General features: G+C 66.0%; 23 protein-coding genes and 1 pseudogene. 3 read left to right on the top strand and 21 right to left on the bottom strand.

Annotation, left to right across the window (positions count from 1 at the left end; all coding sequences use genetic code 11):
• Positions 1-10: 10 nt before the first annotated feature.
• From AB6M95_RS05600 to AB6M95_RS05655, 12 genes are all read right to left on the bottom strand, one after another.
• Positions 11-610, bottom strand: a complete 600-nt coding sequence (locus tag AB6M95_RS05600; RefSeq protein ID WP_371385754.1) for a histidine phosphatase family protein — start codon at positions 608-610, stop codon at positions 11-13.
• A complete protein-coding gene (locus AB6M95_RS05605; RefSeq protein ID WP_371385755.1) occupies positions 607-1746 on the bottom strand; it encodes a DVU_1551 family NTP transferase in 1140 nt (379 codons plus the stop codon). Before AB6M95_RS05605 ends, AB6M95_RS05600 begins: the two co-directional genes overlap by 4 nt.
• The gene (locus AB6M95_RS05610; RefSeq protein WP_371385756.1) at positions 1743-2735 is read right to left on the bottom strand and encodes an XdhC family protein; all 993 of its coding nucleotides are present in this window, start codon (positions 2733-2735) and stop codon (positions 1743-1745) included. Before AB6M95_RS05610 ends, AB6M95_RS05605 begins: the two co-directional genes overlap by 4 nt.
• A 3-nt stretch (positions 2736-2738) precedes the next feature.
• The gene (locus AB6M95_RS05615) at positions 2739-4028 is read right to left on the bottom strand and encodes a DVU_1553 family AMP-dependent CoA ligase (protein WP_371385757.1); all 1290 of its coding nucleotides are present in this window, start codon (positions 4026-4028) and stop codon (positions 2739-2741) included.
• On the bottom strand, positions 4009-5391 hold the full coding sequence (trsS, locus tag AB6M95_RS05620) for a radical SAM (seleno)protein TrsS (RefSeq protein ID WP_371385758.1): 1383 nt from the start codon (positions 5389-5391) through the stop codon (positions 4009-4011). The genes AB6M95_RS05615 and trsS overlap by 20 nt, the downstream gene beginning before the upstream one ends.
• Complete coding sequence (locus AB6M95_RS05625; RefSeq protein WP_371385759.1) at positions 5388-5843, bottom strand: DVU_1555 family C-GCAxxG-C-C protein; 456 nt, start codon at positions 5841-5843, stop codon at positions 5388-5390. The genes trsS and AB6M95_RS05625 overlap by 4 nt, the downstream gene beginning before the upstream one ends.
• 2 nt (positions 5844-5845) lie before the next feature.
• The gene (trsM, locus tag AB6M95_RS05630) at positions 5846-6511 is read right to left on the bottom strand and encodes a DVU_1556 family methyltransferase (protein ID WP_371385760.1); all 666 of its coding nucleotides are present in this window, start codon (positions 6509-6511) and stop codon (positions 5846-5848) included.
• A gap of 2 nt (positions 6512-6513) precedes the next feature.
• Positions 6514-6729, bottom strand: coding sequence for a DVU_1557 family redox protein (locus AB6M95_RS05635; protein ID WP_371385761.1), 216 nt, complete (start codon positions 6727-6729; stop codon positions 6514-6516).
• Positions 6726-8972 (bottom strand): pyridine nucleotide-disulfide oxidoreductase/dicluster-binding protein, encoded by a 2247-nt coding sequence (locus AB6M95_RS05640; protein WP_371385762.1) that lies wholly within the window; start codon positions 8970-8972, stop codon positions 6726-6728. The genes AB6M95_RS05635 and AB6M95_RS05640 overlap by 4 nt, the downstream gene beginning before the upstream one ends.
• A 67-nt stretch (positions 8973-9039) precedes the next feature.
• Positions 9040-11757 (bottom strand): molybdopterin-dependent aldehyde oxidoreductase, encoded by a 2718-nt coding sequence (locus AB6M95_RS05645; protein ID WP_371385763.1) that lies wholly within the window; start codon positions 11755-11757, stop codon positions 9040-9042.
• Between the two features lie 71 nt (positions 11758-11828).
• Complete coding sequence (locus AB6M95_RS05650) at positions 11829-12845, bottom strand: molybdopterin-binding protein (protein WP_371385764.1); 1017 nt, start codon at positions 12843-12845, stop codon at positions 11829-11831.
• Between the two features lie 895 nt (positions 12846-13740).
• Entirely contained in the window at positions 13741-14229 is a 489-nt protein-coding gene (locus tag AB6M95_RS05655) for a YbaK/EbsC family protein (protein WP_371385765.1), read from the bottom strand.
• Positions 14230-14363: 134 nt separating this feature from the next.
• On the opposite strand from AB6M95_RS05655, the gene AB6M95_RS05660 reads away from it, so the two are divergent.
• On the top strand, positions 14364-14900 hold the full coding sequence (locus AB6M95_RS05660) for a helix-turn-helix domain-containing protein (RefSeq protein WP_371385766.1): 537 nt from the start codon (positions 14364-14366) through the stop codon (positions 14898-14900).
• A 112-nt stretch (positions 14901-15012) separates the two neighbouring features.
• Here the strand turns inward: AB6M95_RS05660 and AB6M95_RS05665 are convergent, their stop codons facing one another.
• From AB6M95_RS05665 to AB6M95_RS05700, 8 genes are all read right to left on the bottom strand, one after another.
• Positions 15013-15573, bottom strand: coding sequence for a single-stranded DNA-binding protein (locus AB6M95_RS05665; RefSeq protein WP_371385767.1), 561 nt, complete (start codon positions 15571-15573; stop codon positions 15013-15015).
• Positions 15574-15617: 44 nt separating this feature from the next.
• Positions 15618-15959, bottom strand: coding sequence for a hypothetical protein (locus AB6M95_RS05670; RefSeq protein WP_371385768.1), 342 nt, complete (start codon positions 15957-15959; stop codon positions 15618-15620).
• A 21-nt stretch (positions 15960-15980) separates the two neighbouring features.
• Positions 15981-16631 carry a biotin/lipoyl-containing protein gene (locus tag AB6M95_RS05675; RefSeq protein WP_371385769.1) on the bottom strand — a complete coding sequence of 217 codons (651 nt, stop codon included), beginning with the start codon at positions 16629-16631 and terminating at the stop codon, positions 15981-15983.
• Positions 16632-16705: 74 nt separating this feature from the next.
• The gene (locus tag AB6M95_RS05680) at positions 16706-18973 is read right to left on the bottom strand and encodes an acetyl-CoA carboxylase carboxyl transferase subunit alpha/beta (protein WP_371385770.1); all 2268 of its coding nucleotides are present in this window, start codon (positions 18971-18973) and stop codon (positions 16706-16708) included.
• Positions 18974-18975: 2 nt separating this feature from the next.
• On the bottom strand, positions 18976-20403 hold the full coding sequence (locus AB6M95_RS05685; protein WP_371385771.1) for a biotin carboxylase N-terminal domain-containing protein: 1428 nt from the start codon (positions 20401-20403) through the stop codon (positions 18976-18978).
• A 2-nt stretch (positions 20404-20405) separates the two neighbouring features.
• Positions 20406-20786 carry a PilZ domain-containing protein gene (locus tag AB6M95_RS05690; RefSeq protein ID WP_371385772.1) on the bottom strand — a complete coding sequence of 127 codons (381 nt, stop codon included), beginning with the start codon at positions 20784-20786 and terminating at the stop codon, positions 20406-20408.
• A gap of 35 nt (positions 20787-20821) precedes the next feature.
• Positions 20822-21568, bottom strand: a complete 747-nt coding sequence (locus tag AB6M95_RS05695) for an OmpA/MotB family protein (protein WP_371385773.1) — start codon at positions 21566-21568, stop codon at positions 20822-20824.
• On the bottom strand, positions 21565-22320 hold the full coding sequence (locus AB6M95_RS05700; RefSeq protein WP_371385774.1) for a motility protein A: 756 nt from the start codon (positions 22318-22320) through the stop codon (positions 21565-21567). The genes AB6M95_RS05695 and AB6M95_RS05700 overlap by 4 nt, the downstream gene beginning before the upstream one ends.
• A 90-nt stretch (positions 22321-22410) precedes the next feature.
• Between AB6M95_RS05700 and AB6M95_RS05705 the strand changes: the two genes are divergently transcribed.
• Positions 22411-23250: a purine-nucleoside phosphorylase gene (locus tag AB6M95_RS05705; protein WP_371385775.1), complete on the top strand. Its 840-nt coding sequence runs from the start codon at positions 22411-22413 to the stop codon at positions 23248-23250.
• 51 nt (positions 23251-23301) lie between these two features.
• Entirely contained in the window at positions 23302-23973 is a 672-nt protein-coding gene (locus AB6M95_RS05710; protein WP_371385776.1) for a FlgO family outer membrane protein, read from the top strand.
• An 88-nt stretch (positions 23974-24061) separates the two neighbouring features.
• Here AB6M95_RS05710 and AB6M95_RS05715 read toward each other — a convergent pair.
• Positions 24062-24171 (bottom strand): annotated as a pseudogene (locus AB6M95_RS05715) (IS5/IS1182 family transposase); the annotation flags it as partial.

A 24171-nucleotide genomic window follows, 5' to 3' on the forward strand; every position in this document is an offset into this window, starting at 1 on the left:
TAACCGCCGGTCAGAGCAGATCGCGCACGCTCCGGGCGAACACGTCATCCGCGACGAGTTCGAACGTCCCGTTCGGGCGCAGGACCGTGCACCGTCCGCACCCCGGCGAGAACCGGAACAGGCCGTCCAGGGGATGGCCGGTCACCCGGCAGAGCACGGACCGGATCACGCCCGCGTGGGTCGTGACCAGCACCGGCTGCGGCCCCGCGGCCAGTTCGGCCAGCGCCGCCATGGCCCTCTCGGCCACGTCCGCGAAGCTCTCGCCGTCCGGCGCACGGTAGTTGCCGAGCCGCTGCCCGCGCGCCGCGTACTCCTCGGGGAAGCGCGCGCGGATCTCGTTGAAGGACAGGCCGTCCCACGCGCCCATGTCGATCTCGTCCAGCGCGGGCAGAATCTCCACCCCCAGTCCCAGCCGCTCGGCCAGGGGGGCGACGGTGGCCTGCGCCCGGCTCGCCGGGCTCGAACACAACCGCGCGAACGGAATCCCGCCCAGGTCGTCGATCAGGCTCAGGGCCTGGGTCCGTCCTTCGGGCGAAAGAGGCAGGGCCGTGCGGCCCACGCACCGCCCCTTGCCGCCTTCGGTCCAGCCATGGCGCAGGAGCACGATCATGCCAGGGCCTCCCGGGCGATGCGCTCGGACGAACCGTTCATTTCGCGGTCGAACCGGGCCATGACCGCCTCGGCGCGGCCCATCCGGCCCAGGATGGCCTCCTCCGCGCCCTCTTCGTGCCTGTACATCTCCACCTTCTCCAGATAGCGCCCCTTGAGGGGAACCGGACCGTGGCAGCGGACCAGCTTGTCGGCCAGGAAGACGACCTCCTTCTCGGTGATGGGCGCATCGTCGGCCAGGGCCACGTCGAAATGGGCGGCCACGATGTCGGCGGCGTCGGGGAACCCGTATTCGCGGAGCAGTTCCGCCCCGGCGGCCTCGTGCCGCTTGGTGCCTTTGCCGATGTCGTGGGTCAGGGCCGCGCCGAGCACCAGGCCGGGGTTCAGATGGACAGCGCCGGGCCGGTCCCCCAGACGGTCGTTCAGCCGCTCGCACAGGGCCACGGCCACGGCGGCCACGGCCCGGCAATGGCCGAGGATATGGTCTAAAATTCCATGCAGCCGAAACAACTCCGCGCACTCGTCCTCGAGCGGGTAGCCGATCCCGGCCACGGCCAGGGCCAGTTCGTAGTCCTCGGGATGGTCCAGGTCGTGGACGGTCCCGAAATCGGCCACGTCCAGGTTGCGGGCGTCCTGCTCGAAGCCGTCCAGCACCGCCCGCAGCCCGCCGGTCCCGTCGTGCTCCAGGATGGCCGGAACCACCTCGGCGTTGATGCACGGCGGATGGCCGCGCTCCCCGCCGAACCGGGGATAGAGCACCGAGGGCCGGGTGCGTACGAATTCGTCCATGAGCCTGCGCACGGTCTCGGGCCGCACCAGGGGAATGTCCGCCGGGAGCATGAAAAAAGATTCCGGGTCCGCCCCCAGGGCCCGCACCCCGGTCAGGACCGAGGAGTACATACCCTGCTCGAAGGCCGGGTTGTGCACGGCCATGGCTCCGGCCTCCATGGCGCAGGCCGCTACCTCGTCCGCGCGCTTGCCCGTGACCACCACGATGCGCTCCACGCCGCATTGCCTGAACAGCCGGACGCAGCGCGACAGGACCGTGCCGCCGTCGAGCGGCAGCAACGGCTTGAACCGGCCCATGCGCGAGGAGAGCCCGGCCGCCGGGATGATCGCCGAGAACCTGGCCGTCATGCCTTGCCCGCCCGGACCTTGATCAGTTCGCCCACGATGCTGACCGCGATCTCCTCGGGCGTCTGGCCGCCCAGCGGCAGGCCGATGGGGCTGTAGCAGCGATCGAGGTCCGCCCGGGTGAAGCCGTCGGCCAGCAGGGAGTCGTAAATCTTGTTGCGCTTGGTGGAGCTGCCGATCATGCCCACGTAGCGCGCTCTGGTGCGCAGGGCCTCGGCCAGGACGGTGCGGTCATGAAGGTGGCCGCGCGTGACGATGACCACGAACGCCTCGGCGTCGTCCTTGAAGGCGTCGCAGCACCCGGCGAAGGACGGCAGGACGACCACCTCGTCCGCCTCGGGGAACCGTTCGCGATTGGCGTACTCCTCGCGGTCGTCCAGGACCACGGTGCGGAAGCCGACCATGGCCGCCACCCGCGCGGTGAACCGGGACACGTGCCCGGCCCCGAAGATGTACAGCGGCGCGGGCGGGATGAACGGCTCGGCCAGGACCATGGGATCGTTGTCCCGGGTGAAGACCGGCACGTCGCCTTTCGGCCTGCCCGCGACGAGTTCGTGCCCGACGGCGCGCGGGGCGTCGCCGTTCTGGATGCGGGTCATCAGCGTGGCGGGGACGCCCTTGCGCAACATCCCGTCGAGTTCGGCGTAGGCGCGGGCGCACTCTCCGTCCGGCGCGGCCATCTCCAGGAGCATGGACAGTCCGCCGCCGCAGATCATGTCCGAGTCCGCGGCCAGTTCCTGGGTCATGTCCACGAACATCAGCCGCGCCTCGCCGTCGGCCGCGCCGTTGGCGAGCATCTTCCCGGCGGCCCCGCATGCACGCGCCTCGCCCAGGCCGCCGCCAACGGTGCCGAGGATGGTCCCGTCCCGGCGCACGGCCATCTTCGCGCCCGAGGACCTCGGCGTGGACCCGGAACTCTCCACCACCGTGACCAGGACAAAGGGCTCCCCGGCCCGCACCAGCCCGGCCACGTCACGCACAAACGCTTTCATGAATCAACTCCCCATGACTATGCGCCGCTTGTCCAGACCCGGAACGGCCGGAGCGGCGCTATGCTTGTTTTCGATATCCACCCGGAGCGTCCCGGCTGCGAGCCCTCCGGCCACGGCGGGCAGCCCCTCCAGGGCCGCCAGGACCGTTTTTGCCGGGGCGTCGCCGCACACGGTCAGGCGCAGGGTGGAGCCCGCCAGCCGGGCCGCAAAATCCGCCACGCCCGGCACGCCGTACAAAACCTCGTTCAACTCCCGCAGGGCCAGGGGGCCGGACGGCAACGGCACCCCGTCATGCCTGCGCCGGATCAGCGGGTCCAGCCTGCGCAGCGGGCTGCCGCAGGGGCACTCCCCGGCCAGGATGCGTCCCACGTCCCCGGTGCGGTAGCGGATGAGCGGCATGCCCAACTTGAGCGGCGTGGTCACGACCATGTCGCCGAATTCGCCGTCCGGGAGCAGCGCGCCCGTAAGCGGGTCCACGATCTCGACGTAGACATCGGTCTCGCGCAGGTGCATGCCCGAACCGGGCGCGCACTCCACGGCCCCGCCCAGGCCGGTCTCGATCATGCCCCAATGGCGGAAGACCCGGCAGCCCAGAAGCTCGGCCACGCTCGCGCACACTGCGTCCGGAATCACGTCCCAGCACAGCAGCGCGGACCGGATCGCCCCCTTGGGCAGGCCGCGCGCCGCCCAGGCGTGGGCCAGAAGATTGATGTGGGCCGGGGAGCCGACCACGCAGGTGGCCTTCTCGGCCAGGCAGCGGTCCACGGCGGCCCCGGCGTCCGTCAGTTCGCCGAAGGCCACGGCCCGCGAGCCGTGCCGCGACAGGGCCTCGTCGAGCAGCTGCCCCACCCCGCCGGGACGCGCTCCGGGCAGGAGCACCAGCGCGGTCCCGCCCGGCTCGACCATGTTGGCCATGCCCCAGCTGAAAAAGTCCACCGTGGCCTCGAGGTCGTCGGCGGTATGGAAGATACGCTTGGGCGCGCCCGTGGTGCCGGAGCTTGACAGGGTGACCACCCGCTCTATGTCGTCGCGGGACACGCTGAGCAGCGCGTCCGGGTTGGTCCGCAGCTGCTCCGGGGAGATCTCCGGCAGCCGGGAAAAGGCCTCCAGGGAGTCCAGATCCGCGCAGGATGCGCCTTCAAGGTGGCGGTTGTAAAACGGGCTGCCCCGGCGGGCGTGGTCCACCAGCTCCCGCAGCCGGTCAAGCTGCCAGGCGCGCAGTTCGGGGCCGGTCGGGACCGTGTCCCGGTCCATGCGTCCGGCCAGCCAGGAATCAAGATTGGATCGGCCCATGACACTTCCCCCGGTACAGGGTTTCGCCGCCCATGGACGTCAGGTTGTAGGCGCAGAACGGGATGAGCCGCCCGTCCGGCGAGACCTCGTGGATGCAGCAGCCCTTGAGCCGCTCCAGATCCAGGGTCCAGCAGTCCTGGAAGGCCATGGCCGACACGGCCAGGGTGTGGGTGACAGCCCGCCGGATAAAGGCGTCCAGGGCGTCCTCGGGTCCGTCCGCCTCGGCCCCGCAGTCCGGCGCGGCGTCGAAGGCCATGGGCAGCTGCCGGTCCGGCGAACTCCACTGGCGCTTGACGAACGCCTTGGCCGCGTCCGCCCCTTCCGAGGCCGGGCGCGGCGTACAGCCGCATTCACCGCCCGAGGACAGCCGGGTCAGCCCGCCCGCCTCGTCGACCACGTAGTTGGCGTGGAAGGAGCAGAAGGCGTGCTCGCAGCCCGGCGGCCGGAAATCGACGGCCTTGAGCATCCCGCCCGTCTGGGCCTCCAGCCCGCGCATGATCTCGGGCAGGGTGATGCGCTCCTCGTCGCCCGGCTGCTCCGGATAGCGCCCGAAGTAGCTGACCGGCTGGAAATGCACCCCGCGCACGGCCGGGGAGCGGTCCACGGCCAGCCGGAGGATGTCGCCCAGGTTATTGTCGTTGACGCCCGGCACCAGCGTGGGCACCAGGATGATGCCCACCCCGGCCTCGGCCAGGGCGTCCAGGGCCGCAAGCTTGGTCTCGAGCAGAGGGCGGCCCCGCAGAGCCCGGAAGATAGGGTCCTCGGTGCCGTCGAACTGGAGGAAGACCGAGTCCAGCCCGGCCTCGGCCAGCCGGGCCGCATACCCCGGCTCGCGCCCGAGCCGGAGCCCGTTGGTGTTCAGTTGGATGAACGGATAGCCCTTGGCCTTGCCCAGCCGGATGATCTCGGGAAGGTCCTCGCGCACGGTGGGTTCGCCGCCCGAAAGCTGGATGTTGCAGTGGCCCGAGGCCAGCTCCACCCGGTCGAACAACCGGCCCAGCGCCTCCATGGACGGATCGGGCGGGGCCGACGTGCCGGACGAGGCGAAGCAGACCGGGCAGCCCAGGTCGCAGCGCCAGGTGACCTCGATGAGCGCGGTGCAGGTGTGCTGGCGGTGGGCGTCGCACAGCCCGCAGTCCAGCGGGCAGCCCCGCTCCACCGGCGTGAACGCCCTGCGCGGACCGGACGGGACCTTGGGCCGCGCCCAGGAGGCGAACGACGGCTCGCCGCGCCAGATCACGGTGCGGAATGCGCCGTGGTCCGGGCAGGTCTTGACCAGAAAGGTCTCGTCGCCCACGGTCTCGTGTTCTGCGGGAATCGGCTTCAGACAGACCGGGCAGACGCTCCTCGGGCTCAAAATCACGGCAACTCGCGTCCCTCGGCCGGGTCCAGCCCGTTGTCCACCAGGATCTCGCGGATCTTGGCGTTGGCCTCGGAGACCAGCCCGCCGCAGCGGGTGGGGTGGGGCTGGCCGCAGCCGCCGTCCAGGATGGCCGCGCAGGTGGTCCCGCCGTATTCCAGGGTCCGCTCCCCGAACCAGTCGCGCAGGGTCTCGAGCATGACCGGCAGCGTGTCCACCGGCTCCTCCATGTCCATGCCCTTGCCCGCATACAGCCCCAGGGCCAGGACCGAGCCCGTGAGCACGCCACACGGCCCGGAGCAGTCGCCCAGGCCGTTGCACAGGCCGCCCGCGGCCCGCACCAGGTCCGGTTCCTCGCGGTCCATCTCGTCCAGGGCCATGATGACCATCATCTGGCTGCAGCAATATCCCTTTCCGGCCAATTCCATGACGCGAAGTCCGGCATCGTCCAGCATCGCTATGCTCCTTGCTTTTGCGCGATCATCAGAAAATATCCCATCCCCCGCCCGCAGCCGCAGGCGATTCCCTCGGCGGTCCAGGCCAGGCGGGCCGCCAGGTCACGCAGGTGGGCGGAGTGGTCTTCCAGCAGTTCGACGGCGAAGCCGCCGTCGCGGACCATCCGGGCGGTCCGGTCCAGGGGCGCCGCCCGGTCCGCGCAGGACGCGCCGCCGCCCAACGAGGGGCCAGACGCGCACAGGCTGAACGCGCACAGATCGGACAAGACCAGGAAACCGCCGGGCTTGAGCACCCGGTGAAATTCGGCCAGCCCGCCGGGCCGGTCGTCGACCAGGGAGAGGACGCATTCGCAAAACAGCGCGTCGAAGGTCCCGGCCTTGAAGGGCAATCGGTCGCCGCGCGCCCGGATGAGCCCCTGCGGGCGGTCCGCCCGCTCAAGCTGGGCGGCCGAGGGCTCCACGCCCCAGGCGCTTACGCCGTGGCGCGAACGCAGCCGGGCCACGGTGGCTCCGAGGCCCGCGCCGACGTCCAGGACCCGCCAACCCGGCACCAGGCCGATATGGTCCGCCGCCCGGTCGGTCAACTCGAAGCCGCCGGGCCGGAGCGTCTCCCCGGCCACGGCGCGCAGTTCCTCGCGCTCCCACAGCGGGCCCGGCGCGAGGGCCAAGGCTACTTGTCCTCCAGCAACTGCTCCACCTGATGCATCTTGCCCAGGGCCAGCTGTTCGGGGATGAGCACGTAGCCGCACTTGGGGCAGACGGGCAGCTCCACGTTGAACTGGGAGTTGAGATAGGTCAGATCCACCGGTTTCATGACCAGGTCCTCGTCGCAGGGGCCGCATCGCCAGCCGTCCGCTCCGGTTCCCGGCACCGTAATCATGCTCATGGCTGCCCTCCCTCTATCTTCATGCGGTGGCACCAGGCGTTGTGCACCAGGTACCCGTCTTCCGCCGGTTCGTATTCCACCCAGTAGGTCACCACGGCCGGGCGGTACGAGGCCAGGAAGCGGCCCGTCTCGCCGTGGACCAGATGCCTGCCGGACCGCTCCGCCTGGAGCAGAACCTTCTGCACGTCGCTCAAGAGAATGCGCCGCGCCTCCAAGGTTGCCGCGGCCGCTTCGGTGCAGGCCACCCTGACCTTTTCGAAATCCTCGGCCGCGACGCCGTCCGCCTCGCTCCAGAGCTCGCGCAGGAGCTTTTCGCGCAGATGGACGCGGTTCTCGCGCCGCTCGGAATGGCCGGGAGTGGGCCGCTCGCCCGCCCCGCCCTCGCCGGGATAAATCAGGTCGTAGAGGTGCATGGCCTTCTTGCCGGTCCGGGCGATCATCTCCCGGCACATGGCGCAGTAGGTCACGTAGTCCTCGTCCACGGCGTCTGCCCGCGCCTGGGCGGCGGCATGGCCGAGATCGGGATCGACCTCGTTGAGCAGACCGCCGTAGCCGCAGCACTGGGTCAACTCGCCGCTGTACTCCGGCTCGACCATGGACACCCCGAGAGCGTCGAGCAGGCCGCGCACTTCACTGCGCAGCGCCCCGTCCTCGCGGGCCGCGCACGGATCGTTCACGGCCAGGGTCCCGCCGGTCTTCAGGGCGGTACCGGGCAACCCCAGCGCGCTCAGGATGGACCAGTGGGAGACGATCTCCGCCTCGGGCATGGCCTGACGCAGAATCTTGATGCAGGAGGGGCAGGCCGCGATGATGCGCGGAGAGCCGAGCCCCTCCCAGGCCGCCTTGAGCTCGGCCAGGGACTCCTGGAACAGGGCGTCGCGCCCGGACCAGGCGGCCGGAGCGCCGCAGCAGCGCAGGATGAGCCCGACCTTGCCCAGCCGCTCGCGGAGGTCCGCATAGGCGCGCTCCGCCCCGCCGGGATCGGTGGCGGTCAGCTGGCAGCCGGGGAAAAAGACGTATTCGCTCTCGGTCGCGCCCGGAGCGTGCCGGGCCAGGGCGCACTTGTCGCCGTCGGCGAAGGCCATGTCGCGCAGGGCGAACTCGTGGGCCGAGGGCGGCATGGTCCCCTTGGCGATCATGTTCCGCCGCGCCTCCAGGCAGACGTCGCCCATGGCGAAGTCCTCTGGGCAGACCGTGTCGCACAGCCCGCAAAGCATGCACGAGTTGATCATCTTGTTGGCCTGTCGCGTGCCCCGGACAATGGCCTCGTTGTTGTAGACCTGGCGGACGTAGACCTTGGGGTACTGCTTGTAGTGCCTGAGGTAGACGCACCCCTTGACGCACTCCATGCATTCGCACTTGAGGCAGCGGGCGGCCTCCCGAACGGCGGCGGATTCGTCGTAGCCGTCGCCCACAGGCACCGGCTCCGCCGATTCGACCTTGGTCAGGCTGGTGTATAGGCGCGTGTCGTACGGCCCTTCGAGCTCGCGGCTCTTGACCATGGACACGCCTTGGGAAAAACGCATGATGGAATTGGCCGCGCGCCGTCCGGCCGCCGCCTGGAACACCGGCGAGATTTCGCCCGCGCGGCTGGCGAACAGCCCGAGCCGGTTGGTGCCGAGCGTGACCTCGTCGGGCTCGCCGAAATAACGAAGGGGTTCGGGCACGGCGTCGCTGTCCACGAAGACCGCGTCGCGCTCCTCCAACTGGGCCTCGACCAGGTCCGGGGTCTGGGTCGCGCCCCGCTCGATGGCCACGCCCATGCGGTCCATGGCCGCGAGCTCCCCGTCAAGCACCCCTTCGGGCAACTCGGCGCCCACGTCGGGCTCGGTGCAGTACACGGTCACGGCGAACCCCTTGCGGGCGCTCTCCCAGGCCGCGCACAGGCCGGTCATGCCGCCGCCGATGACGGCCACGCTCTTGCCGTTGCGCGGCAGGGGCCGGGGCGGCTTGGCCGGTTGGGCCGCGTCCGCCAGGAACCGCTCCAGGGCGCCCATCTCGATGGGGCCGCCCTTCTCCCCGCGCAGGCAGGCCGCCTTGCACGGCGCGTCGCAGGTCCGGGCCAGCACGCCCGGCAGGGGCATGGTCTTGGCCAGCACGGCCCACGCCTTGTCAACGCGCCTTGCCGCCAGCAGGGAACAGCACTCACGGGCGTCGACATGCAGGGGACAGGCCGCCGCGCACTTGGGCGACTCTTCCTGAATACACCGGTTTTCCCATTGTCTCAGTTCCGCTTGTTCCATGGCTCCCCACTTACGGAAAAAAGCGGCCCATGCCAAGGCATGGGCCGCAATTGTTATGGTTTTCCAACTAGCCCTTGAGAGCGGCGAGCACCTTCTCGGGGTAGGCGGGCAGATGACGGATACGCGCGCCGCAGGCGTTGTAGATGGCGTTGATGATCGCCGCATGCGGGGCGGTCAACGGCATCTCGCCGACGCCGGAAGCGCCGAAGGGACCGTCGGGACGCGGGGTCTCCACGTAGATGATCTCCATGTCGTCCGGGATGTCCTTGATGTAGGGGATACCCGCACCGGCCATGTTGGCGTGCTTCTTGATGTCCTCGTAATCCTCGGTCAGCGCCAGGCCGATGCCCTGGGCCACGCCGCCGTGGATCTGGCCGTCGACCAGGAGGAAGTTGTTGACCACGCCGATGTCGGCCACGGTGACCATCTTCTCGACCGTGGTCTTGCCGGTGGCGGTGTCCACGGAAACCAGGGACAGGAACACGCCGTACATGTAGCAGCAGAACGGGTTGCCCTGGCCGTTGGCGTCGCAGTCGTTGGCCGGAGCGGACCACTTACCGTGGTACAGCAGTTCCAAGCCGTCGGCGACCATTTCGTCGTAGGTGCGGAAGGAGCCGTCGGGCTTCTTCATGGCGGCCACGAGCTGGTCGCAGGCGTTCTTGGTGGCCTGGCCGACAACGACCTGGGAGCGGCTGCCGCCGGCCGGACCGGCCGCGGGAGCGAAGCTCGTGTCGCCCATCATCAGATGAATCTGGTCGGGGGTCAGGTTCAGGGGCAGCAGGGCCTCGTGGGCCGTGCCCAGGGTGCCCATGTCCGCGCCCTGGCCGTGGTCGCCCCACGCGGAGTACACCGTGACGGTGTTGTCCTCGTTCAGGGCGATGTCGACCTCGGCGGTGTCCGGGCCGTCCAGGCCGGAGCCGTACACGCCGATGGACACGCCCACGCCCAACTTCTTGGCGGGGGTGGAGTGCTCGGCGGCGTACTTCTTGAACTCCTCGTACTTGGGACGGACCTTGTCGATCATCTCAGGCAGGGAGTAGACCTCGGGATCCTGGCCGGTGGGGGTGGTGGAACCCTTGCGGTAGACGTTCTTGTAACGCAGTTCCAGCGGGTCCATGCCCAGCTTCTCGGCCAGCTCGTCCATGCACACCTCGGAGGGGAACTCCGCCTCGGGAGCGCCGTAGCCGCGGAAGGCCGCGCCCCAGCAGTGGTTGGTGCAGACGGTGCGGCCCTCGCCGCGGATGGCCGGGATGTCATAGCCCGCGCCGATGTACTGCGCGCCGCGCAGGGTCAGCAGGTCGCCGAACTCGGAGTACGGGCCGTGGTCCACGGTCCAGTCGGTCTCCATGCCGAGCAGCTTGCCGTCCTTGGTGGAGGCCAGGCGCACGGTGGTGAACTGCGGCGAACGCTTGCCGGTGTACTGCTGCTGCTGTTTCCAGGTGTAGTTCAGGTAGACCGGACGGCCGGTGGCCAGGGCGGCCGCGCCGACGAGCGCTTCCATGGTCGGGGAGAACTTGTAGCCGAAGGTGCCTCCGGTGGGGTTCTGGACCAGGACCATGTTCGCGGGCTCCACGCCCAGACCGGGGGCGATCATGAGCAGGTGCAGGTGGATGCCGATGGATTTGGAGTGGATGACCAGCTTGCCCTCATCCCCGATGTAGGCGAACCCTACGTCCGGCTCGATGGGCATGTGCGGCTGGCGCTGCGTGTAGTAGTCGCCCTCGACGACAACGTCGGCGCTGTCGAAGATGGGCTTGGTGTCCGGTCCCTTGGCCTCTTTCTGGATATAGTAGACGTTGGGGGTGCCGGGATGGATTTCGATGGCGTCCTCGGCCATGGCCGCCGGAGCGCTCATGTACTCGGGCAACTGCTCGAGCTCGACCTTGACCTTGGCCGCGCCCGCCTTGGCGGCTGCGGGGGAATCCGCGCAGACGATGGCGATGGCGTCGCCGTACTGGAAGACCTTCTCATCACACAGGATGGGACGATCCCAGCCGTCGCCGAGGTTGGTCGGGAAGGTGATCAGGCCGGTGATGCGGTTCTTGCCCTTGACGTCCTTGTGGGTCACGACCTTGTACACGCCGGGGACGGCCTCGGCCTCGGTCGTGTCGATGGACAGGATGTTGGCATGGGAGACCTCTGCCTGGACCAGCTCGCAGTGCAGGGTTCCGGGGGGCAGGCGCAGGCCCATGTCGGCGCCGAAGTCCCAGGTGCCGGTGACCTTGGCCACGGCGGAGGGGCGCGGATAATGGGTGTTCCAGATGCGGCCGTCCTCGGGGATCTTGAAGATCAGATCGTCCATGGGCTTGTCGCCGCGCATGACCTCGGCGGCGGCCATGACGGCGTCCACCAGGGGTTTGTAGCCGGTGCAGCGACAGACGTTCTTGTGCTGCTGGAACCAGTCGCGGACCTCGTCGCGGGTCGGGCTGGGATTCTCGGTCAGCAGCGCGTAGGTGGAGACCAGGAAGCCGGGCGAGCAGAAGCCGCACTGCGCGCCGCCGAAGGCGATCCAGGCCATCTGGATGGGATGCAGGTTGTCGGGAGTACCGAGACCCTCAAGGGTCATGATTTGGGTGTTGTTCTTGACCCGCTTCATCTTGACGGTACAGGACCGGACCAGCTTGCCATCGCGCAGGATGGTGCAGCTGCCGCACTGGCCGGTGCCGCAACCGATCTTCACACTGGTCAGTCCCAGGTTCTGGCGCAACACGTTGGCCAGGGATTCTTCAGGCTCGCACACGACGTTCCTGGAGACTCCGTTTACTTGGAGCGTCCGTTTGATCATGACAGTTTTCCTCCTAATTTGTTCTCACTGTCTCGCAGAGCAGATAGGTTAGATTCCCAAGGAACCGTTATCTATTTACCAAAGGGACAGATGGGGTAGCGGCAGACCTCGCAGGTTGCGCAAAAACCTCCATGCCCCAAGGACACGATGTCTTCCCGGGTGATCTTCTCCCCGGCCAGCAGGCGCGGGACGATCAGATCGAACACGGACGCCCGGTAGTACATGACACACCCCGGCAGCCCGAGAATGGGCACACCGTTCAACTCGGCGACCATGAACATGACGCCGGGGAACGTGGGTGAACCGTAGGTGACGACGTCCGCGCCGGTCAGCCGGATGGCCGTGGGCGTCTGGTCGTCGGGGTCGACGGACATGCCGCCGGTGACCACAACCATCTCCGCGCCGCCGGCGATGAAGGCCATGATGGCGTCGCGGGTCATGGCCGGGTCGTCGGAAGTCAGGGTCTGGCCCATGACCTCGGACCCGAGTGTGGAGAATTTCTTTCGGATGACCGGCCCGAACTTGTCCTTGATGCGGCCGTGGTAAACCTCGCTGCCGGTGGTCACCAGGCCCACGGACAGCCGCCGGAAGGGACGGATGCCGACCACGTAGTCGTACTCGGCGCAGATGGCCTCCACCTGCCGGATCTTTTCCTCGTTGATGACCAGCGGGACCACGCGGGTGCCGGCCACGGGACGGGTCTCGGTGACCTGCTGGCCCGTGTGCAACGTGGCCAGGACGACCTCTTCGATGGAATTGATGCGGTGCAGGGCCTCGACGTTGACGTCGAGGAGGCCGGGTTCGGCGATGAAATTGATGCGCCCTTCGGACACGTCCGACAGGGTGATGTGGGGGCCTACGGCCGCGTTGGCGATGCGGTGGGCGGCCTCGTTCTCGTGAATGCAGCCCTTTTCCATGTCCAGAACGTAGATGTGCTCCTTGCCTATCTCGAGCAGCGTCTGGACATCCTCCTCCATGATGATGTGTCCCTTGCGGAACACCGGCCCCTTGGTTTCCCCGGGGACAATCTTGGTCATGTCGTGGCAAAGTACCATGCCGACGGCATCCTGTACGGGAACGGTCTTCATTGCTCCTCCACTAAAGACTCCGAATATGGTCCGCCGTCCCTAGCCGCAGGGACGACAATTGCCCTTCCATCTCCAACCGGGCGAATTTTATGTCCAAACAGGCATAATCTTGGGGTACACGACCCCCTGGATGCCCGTTTGCAACCAAAGCTTCGGCATGTGAACGATTATGCCGACTTGGACCTAACATATTCCGATGGATGGAGGAGGTCAACCGCCTCTTTCGAATTTAGATTAAAATTTTCATTATGTTATGTGTGCATTTTTCGAACACAACACCACTTCCAACAAGCCGAAAACGTGGCAAAAGCCTGCCTGAAACCACGCCTCTCTCCAGCAACATTCTGGAAAAAGAGACAATCCAAATTCGGACATGCGGTCACTTTTCCATTCACCGACAGATCCGCGAACCGCCCTCGGCCTCTTCTACGACCGCCACACAGTTCCGCCGTTGCGACTGAAGAAACGGAACCCGGACAAGCGCGCCGCATCGCTGCGACACCCCCCCCTGAGCAAGAATCGGTCCATTATGTTTATACTGGCATAGTAAGGCATTATGCCCAAATCGGGCAGCGTACCCTTGTGACATTTTTCCCATCCTACTTGGGTCATTTTGGCCGTTTCGGGCCTATCTTATGACTAAGTTCAATTATTTCATAGTATTACAAACTGTATCTTTTTGACACATAAAAATCGGCAAATGGGTCATTATTTCAAGGTAAAATCGCCCATGGATCCTGTCGGACGCTTTCTGCATCCGGTCCTGGGCGGTTCGCTATGGGCCTGATCGCGACGGCCAGCTCGCCTGGTCCAAAACAAGACAAAGGCCGTGTCCAAAGACACGGCCCGCAGCAACAACCTTCTGGAAATAAAGGGAATAGAGTTCGGGAAAGGGTCATTCCTCCTCGCGCAGGTCGATCCATTGCCCGCCCGTGAGCGCCCCGAGCCGGTCCGGGGTCAGCCGGAAGACCGCATGCGGCGTTCCGGCCGCCGCCCATATCTCCGCATACTGTTTCAGATCCTGGTCCAGCACGGTGCGAAGGGGCGCCGCGTGCCCCACCGGTGGGATGCCGCCGATGGCGAATCCGGTGCGATCCTTGACGAAATTACCATCTGCCCTGTGCAGGTCCAGGGATGCGGCGGCGCGTACCTTGGCCGCGTCCACCCGGTTGACGCCCGAGGCCACCACCAGAATCGGCTCGCCCGAGGTCCCCTCGCGGAAGACCAGGGACTTGGCGATCTGCGCCACGGTGCAGCCGATGCTGTCCGCTGCTTCGCGGGCGGTCCGGGTGGACGAGGCCAGCTCCCGGACGTCGAATTCATCCCCTTGCTTTGACAGGAAATCCTGAACCCGTTGCGCACTTCTGCTCAATCCCGCCGCCATGTGAGTCCTCCTTGTTTCCCCGCCGAACCGGTTTTCCTTGCCCGGCCCGCAGGCTCCTGCTAACAACCTTCTCGTGCGCCATAACGCACAGCGCGCAATGTACCACCGTACGTTATAACGTACAAGGAGAAACCATGCCGCCGAGCGACATCCGGTCGGCCATAGCCGATCGACTGAAGACGTGCAGAAAGGAACGGGAAATGAGCCTGGACAAGGCCGCCCTGCTCACGGGCGTGTCCAAGGCCATGCTCGGACAGATCGAACGGCTGGAGTCCGCGCCGACCATCGCCACCCTGTGGAAGATCGCCAGCGGGCTGAACCTGTCCTTCTCGTCGTTCTTCGCGGGCAAGGCCGGGTCCGACTTCCGCCAGGTGCCCTTCCCCAACGACGCGGACATGGCCATCAAGGTGATCTTCCCCTTTGACGCGGCCACGCGCATGGAGATGTTCGAGGTCACCCTGACCAATCGGCACCACCAGCGGTCCCCCGCCCACCGGTTCGGGGTGGTGGAGCACGCGGTGACCATCAGCGGCGTGCTGGACCTGATCCACGAGGGCCGGGTGCACCGCCTCAAGCCGGGGCAGGCCCACCGCTTTCACGCGGACGTGGCCCACCAGTACCGGGCGGCCTCGGACACCGTCGTGTTCCAGAACATCATCTGCTACACTTAGGGCCGCCCCCTCCGGGCGCAAAAAAAAAAGGGTGACCGAAGCCACCCTCAAAATCTGTCCGTTCACCGGCCCGGAAACAAGTCCCCGGCACCGGCCGACTGAAACCGCCGGATCAGAACGGCACGTCGTCCATGCCGCTGGCCTCGGACGGGAAAGCGGGACCGAGGTCCTCGTCATCCTGCTGGGGCGGTTCCTGCGGGTAGCCGTTCTGCGGCGGACGGTTCTGCGGCGGGCGGTTCTGCTGGTATCCGCCCTGCTGCTGGTAGCCGCCCTGCTGCTGGTAGCCGCCCTGCTGCTGGTAGCCGCCCTGCGGGGCGGGCTGCTGGCCGTCGGGAGCACGGTCCAGTCCCTGCACGTTGTCGGCCACGACCTCGGTCATGTAGCGGTCCTGGCCGCTGGCCTGGTCCTGCCACTTGCGGGTCTGAAGCTTGCCCTCGACCATGACCAGACGGCCCTTGCCGAGGTAGTTGCCGCAGAATTCGGCGGTCTGGCGCCAGGCCACGATGTTGTGCCACTCGGTCTTTTCGACCCGCTGGCCGGTCTGCCGGTCGCGGTATCCCTCGTCCGTGGCGATGGAGAATTTGCAACGGGCCTGACCGTTGGGGGTATAGGACAACTCGGGGTCGCGCCCCAGTCTGCCGATGAGAATTACTTTATTCAAGCTGCCAGCCATTTCAACTCCTTACAGGGATATGATTCGTCGGTCTCAATGCAATATCAAAAATCGGCGGCAATGTCTTCCAGCGCGTCCATGGTATCTTCCAGGGCATAGGTCAGCTTGTCCGCCTCGCCGGGCTGCCAGTCGCCGAGCGCCTTTTCAATGGACTGGCGCAGTTCGTCGGCCTTTTCGGCATTCTCCTTGAGGGCCTTGGCCTGGTCGTCGGGGATGAGCCCGGCCCGGACCGCGTCGAAGACCGCGTCGGCCAGCTCCATGACGCCTTTCTTGGGGATGGCGTTGCTGTCCTGCCAGGCCAGCTTCCACAGGGACGGCCACGTGTTGCGCACCTCGTCCTCGCTGTAGGTCCACGCCGACACCCGAATCTGAAGCAATCTGCCCATAGTGCGCCTCCGGTAGTTTGACTACGCCTCTTCTTCCCACTCGCTCTGGATGCGGGCCACCACGTCCTGGATGACCATGAGCTGGTCCTCGGGGCAGACGCCGATGAGGGGTTCGCCCTCGTCCACGTTGTCGCCGCGGCCGAAGTAGACGGAGTAGATGATGCCCTCGGGCCCGGAATAGGCCAGAGGAGTCTCCCGCTTCATGCGGGACACGATGAGAAATTCCATGCCGTCCTGAACCTTGACCGAGCGCTTGCCCGAGACCTTGAGCTTCTGGTCCACCTCGGGGACAAAATAGTACTTGGCCCGTTCCGGGGCGCGGAACAGGTACAGGGCCTCCTGCAGGATCAGTTCGATGACTTCCTTGCGGGTCATGTAATGCTTGATGGTCACCAACGGCTCGCCCGCCTCCACGAACTGGCCCTCGTGCTGGGTGTGCACGGCCTCGATGACGCCCTTCTCCGGGGCCAGGATGGGCTTTTCGTTCTTCTCGCGGGTCAGGTGGGCCAGCAGGGTGCCGGGCTTTTCCAGGAACTCGCCGCGCGGGCCGTGGACCTTCTCGCCGGGCTTGACGGCCGCGAACGAGACCACGCCGGTGTGCGGGGCGCGGACCACGATCTCGCGATACGGAGACGCCTTGACTTTATCGAGCAACTCTTTGATATTCAGCACTATTTATCCTCTATTACGCTCTGATTCGTGCCTGTTTCAAACACGGGGCGCGCACGGGGGGTGTCTCATAAAAATCAGCGATAGTAAAGGTTGCGCCCGCCCATGGTCAGGAGCGACTGGTGCAGGTTCTTCTTGACCTCCCGGCGGTCCCAGATGCCGTGAATGTGGCCGCGCGACAGGGCGTGGTAGGCCTTGTGGTAGTTGGGCGGCACGGCAATGCCCGTGGTCTCGGAGATGACTCCCGGCCCGGCGAAGCCGATGTTCGAGGACTGCACCGCGAACTGGTACGGCGAGCAGCCCAGGAAGCTGGCCACGGGCCCGGCGTAGGAGTTGGTGTCGTAGAGCACCAAGTACAGGCCGCCCGCGTCGATATAGCGGCGCACGGCGATGGTGCAGCGCGGCATCTGGATGACCCCGTTGACGCCCTCCTGGATGCGGATGCCCGCAGTGCCGTGCACGTAGGCGATGAACGGCTGGCGCTTGCGCGTGGCCCGTTCGGCCGCGCGGATGAACTTCTCGCCTTCGGCCGCGCCCACCGAACCGCCGCGAAACGGCGCGCAGAGCACGGCCACCACGGCGTCCACCTCCTCGATGGAGGTCTCGAAGGTGATGCACGCGGACTTGAGCCCGGTCCGCTCCTTGGCCTTGTCCAGCTTGGTGTCGAACTTCTCGTAGCCCAGGGGGTTGATGGACTCCAGCTGCTGGTTGAACTCCTTGGACTCGCTGTAATTGAAAACGTTCTGCAGGTACCAGCGGTACTCCATGGGGAAATGGTGGCCGCAGGACGGGCAGACCCCGGCGAAATCGCCGAACAGGTCCGGCACCCACAGGTCCGGGCAGTGGTGGGTGCGCACATTGGGGCAGGAAATAGTCCGGTCCTCCTGGCTGCGCGGGCTGGTCCAGGCCCATTCGCTGCCCACCAGACAGGCCCCGTCCTCCGGGCAGGAGAGCCGGGTCAGCCGGTCCACCACGGCCTCGCCCACCTTGGGCTGCGTGGCGCCGTTGCCGGGCAGGATCTTGTCCAGGGTCTTCTTGAGCGGCATGAGCACCTTGTGCCGGACCAGGTGCGCCTCGGCCCCAAGGTCCTCGAACATGGCGTTGAGCCGCCTCTTCTGGCGGCCCAGCAGGTCGTAGCGCAAAAAGGAATGGGCGGCCCATATGGTCCCCCTGGTGGCGGCCACGGCGCGGGTGATCACCCCGGTGCCGTCCAGGCGCGCGTGGCGGCTCATGGCCCGGAACTTGCGCTGGCGCTGCTCCACCAGCCGGTCCAGGGCGGACTGGGACAGGGTCCAGCGCATGTAGATGGACTCGGCGTCGTCGGTCTTGGAGGTGCGCACGGCCATGGCCCGGTAGAGCTTCATGGACTTGACCGAACTGACCACCTCGTTGGTGGTCTGGATCAGTTCGCGCCGCAGCTCGCGGAAGAAATCGTAGTGGGACGGCCGGGCCCCGAGCGGCGGTTCCTGGAGCACGCGGTCCACGTAGCCGTTGCGCAGGTTGTCCTCGGCGGTGATGCACAGCAGGCGGGCGCACTTCTCGATGAGCTCGGGCGTGGCCCGGTCGCCGCTGCGCAGCCCGGCCTCGATGGCCGCCGCGCCCTCGGGCGAGATGACCGAATAGTAGCCGTGGGAAAGCATGATCCGACGGTCGGCCAGGCCGATGGCCTCGGCCCCGCCCGAGCCGCCCTCGGAGAACACGGCCACCACGGGCACGCGCAGCCCGGCCAGATCGTACAGGTTGCGGGCGATCTGCTGAGCCGCGCCCGGCCAGTCCTCCACCGGATACGCCCCGGGGGTGAACACGAAGGTGTGCACCGGGATGTTCTCGGTCTCGGCGACCTTCATGTAGTGCAGGGCCTTGGCGTTGCCCCACGGCTTGACCGAGCCGCCGTTGCGGAACGCCTCGCCGTGGCCCTTTTCCTGGCCGATGACCATGACCATCTGGTTGGTGACCTTGTCCCCCACCCTGCGGGAAAACACGGCCCGGGCGATGAGCATGCTCGGGTCGATGTTGTACTCGCCCCGCCCGCCGATCTCGGTGTAGTTGTCGTAGACGTTCTCGAGGATGTCCTTGAGGCAGATACGCTGGGGATGGCGGACGATGCGCACCCGGTCCATGGGCGTCAGGGTGGTGTCGAGCTTGCGCTCGGAAAAGTCGAACAGGTCCGCGATGCGCGCCAGTTCCTCGCGCTTGACCCCGCCCGGCATGGTCTGGTGGCGCTCAAGGAGCTCGCCGAACTTGGCGGCCAGCAAGCGGATGGACTCGTCGTCGCGGTTGGCGAAGATGTCGCGGATGTAGGCCAGCCGATCCCTGAGCCCCTGAATTCTTCGTTCCCTGTCCATGCTCAGAACTCCAGGAGTTTACCGGTCTTGGCTTTCAGATACTCGACGTTGCTGTAAAATTCATTGGCGGACCCGCCGCACTCGCCCTCCAGAACCAGCCCGTCCAGGAACTCCAGCCCGCGCGCCTTGGCCTCGGCCAGGTCGTTACCCCAGACAATGGCCAGGGCCAGGTTCGGGTCGTATTCCATGGGGATTTCGTAGGGCCGATCCGTGGGCACATGGGTGTGCACCTGCAACCAGTCGCGCTCGGGCCAGCCCAGGCGGGTGATGGTCCCTGCGCAGGGCGTGAACCGGTTGGCCGTGTTCTCGGCCACCAGCCGGTACTCGATGCCCACGCCCTCGAAGGTGATGTCCTCCTGGGTGTAGCGCAACGGTTCACCCAGGGCCAGGCGGATCTGCTCGGTGATGATGTCCACCGGCTGGCCATTGACCCTGGAGATGACCGCGGACACGCCGTTCTCCACCTGGATGCGGGTGTTGACCTCCATCAGGAAGGGCTCGCCGCGCGGGGTGATGATCCACTCCCAGGTGCCCACGTTGTCGTAGCGGGTCTCGCGGGCCATGGCCAGGGAGTGGTTCGTGATCTCGGACAGCACCCGGGCGGCGTCGAAGGTGTAGGAGACCACGCCCGGCGCGAAGCCCGGCGCGACCTCGATGCGTTTCTGCTTGCCCGTGGACTGGACCGAACAGTTGCGCGTGCCGAAATGGACGTGCTGGCCCCCTCCCCGCCCGGAGACCACCTGGACCTCCAGATGGTTGAAGTCGAAGATACGCTGCTCGATGAGCACGCCCTCGTCCCCGAAATTTCGCTTGGCGTAGTTGCGGATGCGCCGGAACACGGAGCGGAACTCGTTGAAGTCCCCGACCTCCTCGATGCCCATGCCCCCGCCGCCGGCCGAGGCCTTGACCATGATCACCCCGTCCACGATGCCCTGGCTGGCCTGGAACTCGAACAGCGAGGAAGCGATCTCGTCGGCCTCGATCTCGCTGTACACGGGCCGGTCCGAACCGGGCACGGTGGGCACGTTCAGGGACCGGGCGATGCGCTTGGTGTTGATCTTGTCGCCCAGGTCGCGGATGACCCACCAGCTCGGGCCGATGAATTCCATGGGCCGGTCCCGCCGGACCACCCGCCGGGCGAAACGGAAGTCCTCGGCGAAGAAGCCGTAGCCGGGATGCACGGCCGTGGCCCCGCTCGCGTCGGCCACGGAGAAAATCTCGTTGGCGTCCAGGTAGGAGGAGATGGTGTGGACCGCGCCGTCCCCGGCCAGCTCGCGGGCCAGCCGGACGTGCCCGGACTCCCGGTCTGCGGCCGTACAGACGCAGACGAAATCGAGCCCCAGGCGCCTGCACGCGCCCATGACCCGCATGGCGATCTCGCCTCGGTTGGCTATGAGGACCTTGTGACGGTCGATGTTCCTGAGCTGCACTGTCAGCCTTGCTCGCGCTTTTTCTTGCGCAGGGCGATAAGTCTCTTCTGCACCTCGAGGACCAGCTTGTCGAGCTTGATCTGCTTCTGCCGGTCCAGGTCCGCAAAGTTCAGCCCCACGACGCCGTTGTCGTGCACGCGCATGCAGGTGGCCCTGGCTCCGCTGATGAACAGCCTGTTCTTGATCAACAGCTCCACGTCGAAGGTCTCCCTTTCGACGAGCCGCCCGCCCTTGTCGACGACCGCGAAACCGGTGGCGCTGAGATCGGCCACGTCATAGACGAGGTCCAGCCCCGGGAACCGTGCGGTCAACCCCGGGACCTTGGTACGGAAGGCCTTGCGCAGCCTCTCCTCTTCGTCCGGCAACTGTATGTTGAAATCCATAACGCCCCCAAAGGAATCTATGTATCACCCGAAAGCTATTTGCCGGACACGCGTTTTTCAAGGATAAACTCCACCCGCCGGTTCTTGGCCCGGTATTCCTCGGAGGTGTTCGGGTACAGCGGGTTGAGATAGGCCAGCCCCGTGGCCGTCAGCCGGGTGGACTCCAGCCCCATCTTGAGCAATACGCGCAGAACATTGACCGCGCGCATGGCCGAAATCTCCCAGTTGTCCTTGAACCGTGAATTGCCGCTCGGACGCACGTTGTCGGTGTAGCCGACGATCTTGATGTTCTGGTCCTTGTGCTTGATGAAAAAGTCCTTGAGATCCTGGACCAGTTGCACGCCCATGGGCGTGAGCTCGACCTTGCCGGACTGGAACATGACGTCGCCCGGCACGCGCAGGGTGATGACGCCGTCCTCGAAATTGGCGCTGACCAGCCCCTCCACGCCCTTCTTGGTCTGCAGGGTTTTGACCTCGGCGAAGACCTTGCGCTGGGACTCGATGATCTGGCGGCGCATCATGGCCTGGTCGATGAGCACCCCGGCCTCTTCCCGGGTGATCCGGCTGGTGGAGATCTTGTCCATCTTGCCCTGCAGGGCCTGGGTCACCGAAGAGAAGGTGTCCGAGAACTTCTGCGTGTCGATGGTGGACATGGAATAGAGCAGGATGAAAAAGACCAGCAGCAGCATGGACAGGTCGGCGAAGGTGGTCAACCACTCGTTTTCGTCCCCCTCGTCATCGCTGAAGTCGAGTAACAGATCGTCGTCATATTCGCTGCTCATCGCTGGGTCTCCCGCTCGACCGGGGCCAGGAAGGACGAGAGCTTCTCATAGACCAACCGGGGGTTGTTGTTCTCGAGGATGGACTTGGCCCCCTCGAAGATGACTTCCAGATGCAGCTGCTCCTGCAGGGTGCGGGCCTTGAGCTTGGCCCCTATGGGGATGAAGAAGAGCGTGGACATGGCCGATCCGTAGAAGGTCGTCAGGATGGCCACGGCCATGGCCGGGCCGATGGACTTGGGGTCGTCGAGCTGCGAGAGCATCTGGACCAGGCCGATGAGCGTGCCCATCATTCCAAAGGCAGGCGCCAGACCCGCCAAACGCTTGAACACGTCCTGGGCCACCTGGTGGCGGCGGCGCATGGAGTTGATCTCGATGGACAGGGTGGAGCGGATGAGCGACGGGTCCGCATTGTCGGCAATGAGCTGGCAGGATTTCTTGAGGACCATGTTCTCGGTCTGGACGTTCTCCAGGGCGATGAGCCCCTCGCGGCGGCTGATCTCGGCCACCTTGACCATGATGTTGACCACGTCGCGGGTACGGCTCTTGCGGCCGACGAACATCTTGAACGCGGCCTTGAAGGACTGTATGATCTCCTCGAACGGGAAGGCCACCAGGATGGAGGCGAGCGTGCCTCCGATAACGATCATCATGCCGGGAACATTGATGAAAACATCGACCGCTCCACCGAGAATAATGGCCCCGGTGATGAGCGACAACCCCACGGCGAGACCAAGTAGTGTCACGATATCCATAAAGCGTGCCTATCCTTCACGAGTCTGATCGGTCCGTTTGAAAATCCTTCTCCCCTGTCCGACGTCGCGTCCAATCCATAAGGAGTCCACATGGAATACCATAGAAAGATACAACATTCTGCCGCATACATACATGAAAAGCTAGACATAATTCAAGCGGGTACCGTGGCATTTATAACGGGTACCGGCCTGGGCCCCCTGACCGCGGCCATCGAGGACCCGATCGTCATCCCCTACGGCGACATCCCCGAGTTCCCGGTCTCCTCGGTCAAGAGCCACGCGGGACGCCTCCTCTCCGGGGCCATCGGGGACACCCCGGTCCTGGCCCTGGACGGCCGCTTCCACCTCTACGAGGGGTTCACCCCGCAAGAGGCCACCCACAACATCCGGGTGCTCGGCGAGCTGGGCATCAAGACCCTGGTCCTGACCAACGCGGTGGGCGCGCTCAACCCCTCCTTCGAAGTGGGCTGCCCCATGCTCATCGAGGACCACATCAACCTGACCGGCCTGACCCCCCTGCGCGGCGAGAACGTCGACGCCTGGGGCGACCGCTTCCCGGACATGTGCGCGGTCTACGACCCGGCCCTGCGCAGGCTCGCGGTCGACAAGGCGCTCGAACTCGGCATCCGCCTGGAGCGCGGCGTATTCATGCAGATCATGGGCCCGAACATGGAGACCCCGGCCGAGACCCGCATGTACCGGGCCATGGGCGCGGACGCCATCGGCATGTCCACCTGCATGGAGGCCATCGCCGCCCACCACATGGGCATCCGCATCCTCGGCCTGTCCTGCCTGACCAACAAGAACCTGCCGGACTGCATGCAGGAAGCCTCCCTGGAACAGGTCATAGCCCAGGCCGAGAAATCCTCCACGGCCATGGTCAAACTCCTGCGCGCCATCCTAAAGGAAATGCCCGAAACTGCCGAATAGCCTTCGGGACACCACCAGGCACCGAAAAACAGCGACCGGGACGGCAACGACATGAACAAAGCGGCCTTGAGCATACTGACGGCGATTCTCCTGCTCTCCCTGCAGGGATGCGGCAACCGCCTGTGGGAAGACACCAAGGAGACCACCACCGACACGTTCAACTACGTGTTCGACACCACGCCCACGGCCCGCAGCTACCACGACACCGCGTCCGTGCCGATCATCGAGCTCAACTACCGGGCCGCCGACGTCCTCTTCTCCAACGTGGACAACAACGAACTGACCATCGACTCCGCCGTGTTCGTCTCGCCCTTCACCAACCAGGACGACCCCGGCGACAAATCGGTCTTCGGCCAGGCCATGGCCCAACAGATCGCCGACCGCCTCGTCCAGCACGGCGTGCACATCAACGAGGGCACCCCCAACGCCACGGACTTCACCTACGCCTCGGGCGTCAGCGGCGCGGACTACGGCAAGTCGACCAGCCTGGCGGGCTCGTCCCGCGTGCTGCCGCCCCGGTCCGCCAAGCTCGTCGGCTCCTACGTCATCGCCGACCGGTACGTGTACATGACCGCCCGCGTCATCCGCCTGGTCGACTCCACCGTGGTCTCGGCCCACACCTGGACCCTGCCCATCACCGACAGCGTCCGCGAAATGCTCCCCCAACTCTCCGCCAAGGACGAAGGCATGGTCCCCACGGTCAAGACCTCGTTCAACGACTAGAGGACCGGGGATGCCTCCGGCGGCCGGGGCGCTGCCCCGGACCCCGCTTAAGAACCTCTTGAAAGAGGTTGTTAGGGTCTGTCGACATTCATTTCAACCAAATCCAAATCGCTGCAACATGTAAGAATGACATGTAGGTAGAGGCGAGCTTGTCGTATCTCGTTGCTATTCGTCTAAATTGTTTTAATTTCGCAAACA

It is taken from the genome of Pseudodesulfovibrio karagichevae (assembly GCF_041414475.1).
Taxonomy (GTDB): Bacteria; Desulfobacterota; Desulfovibrionia; order Desulfovibrionales; family Desulfovibrionaceae; genus Pseudodesulfovibrio; species Pseudodesulfovibrio karagichevae.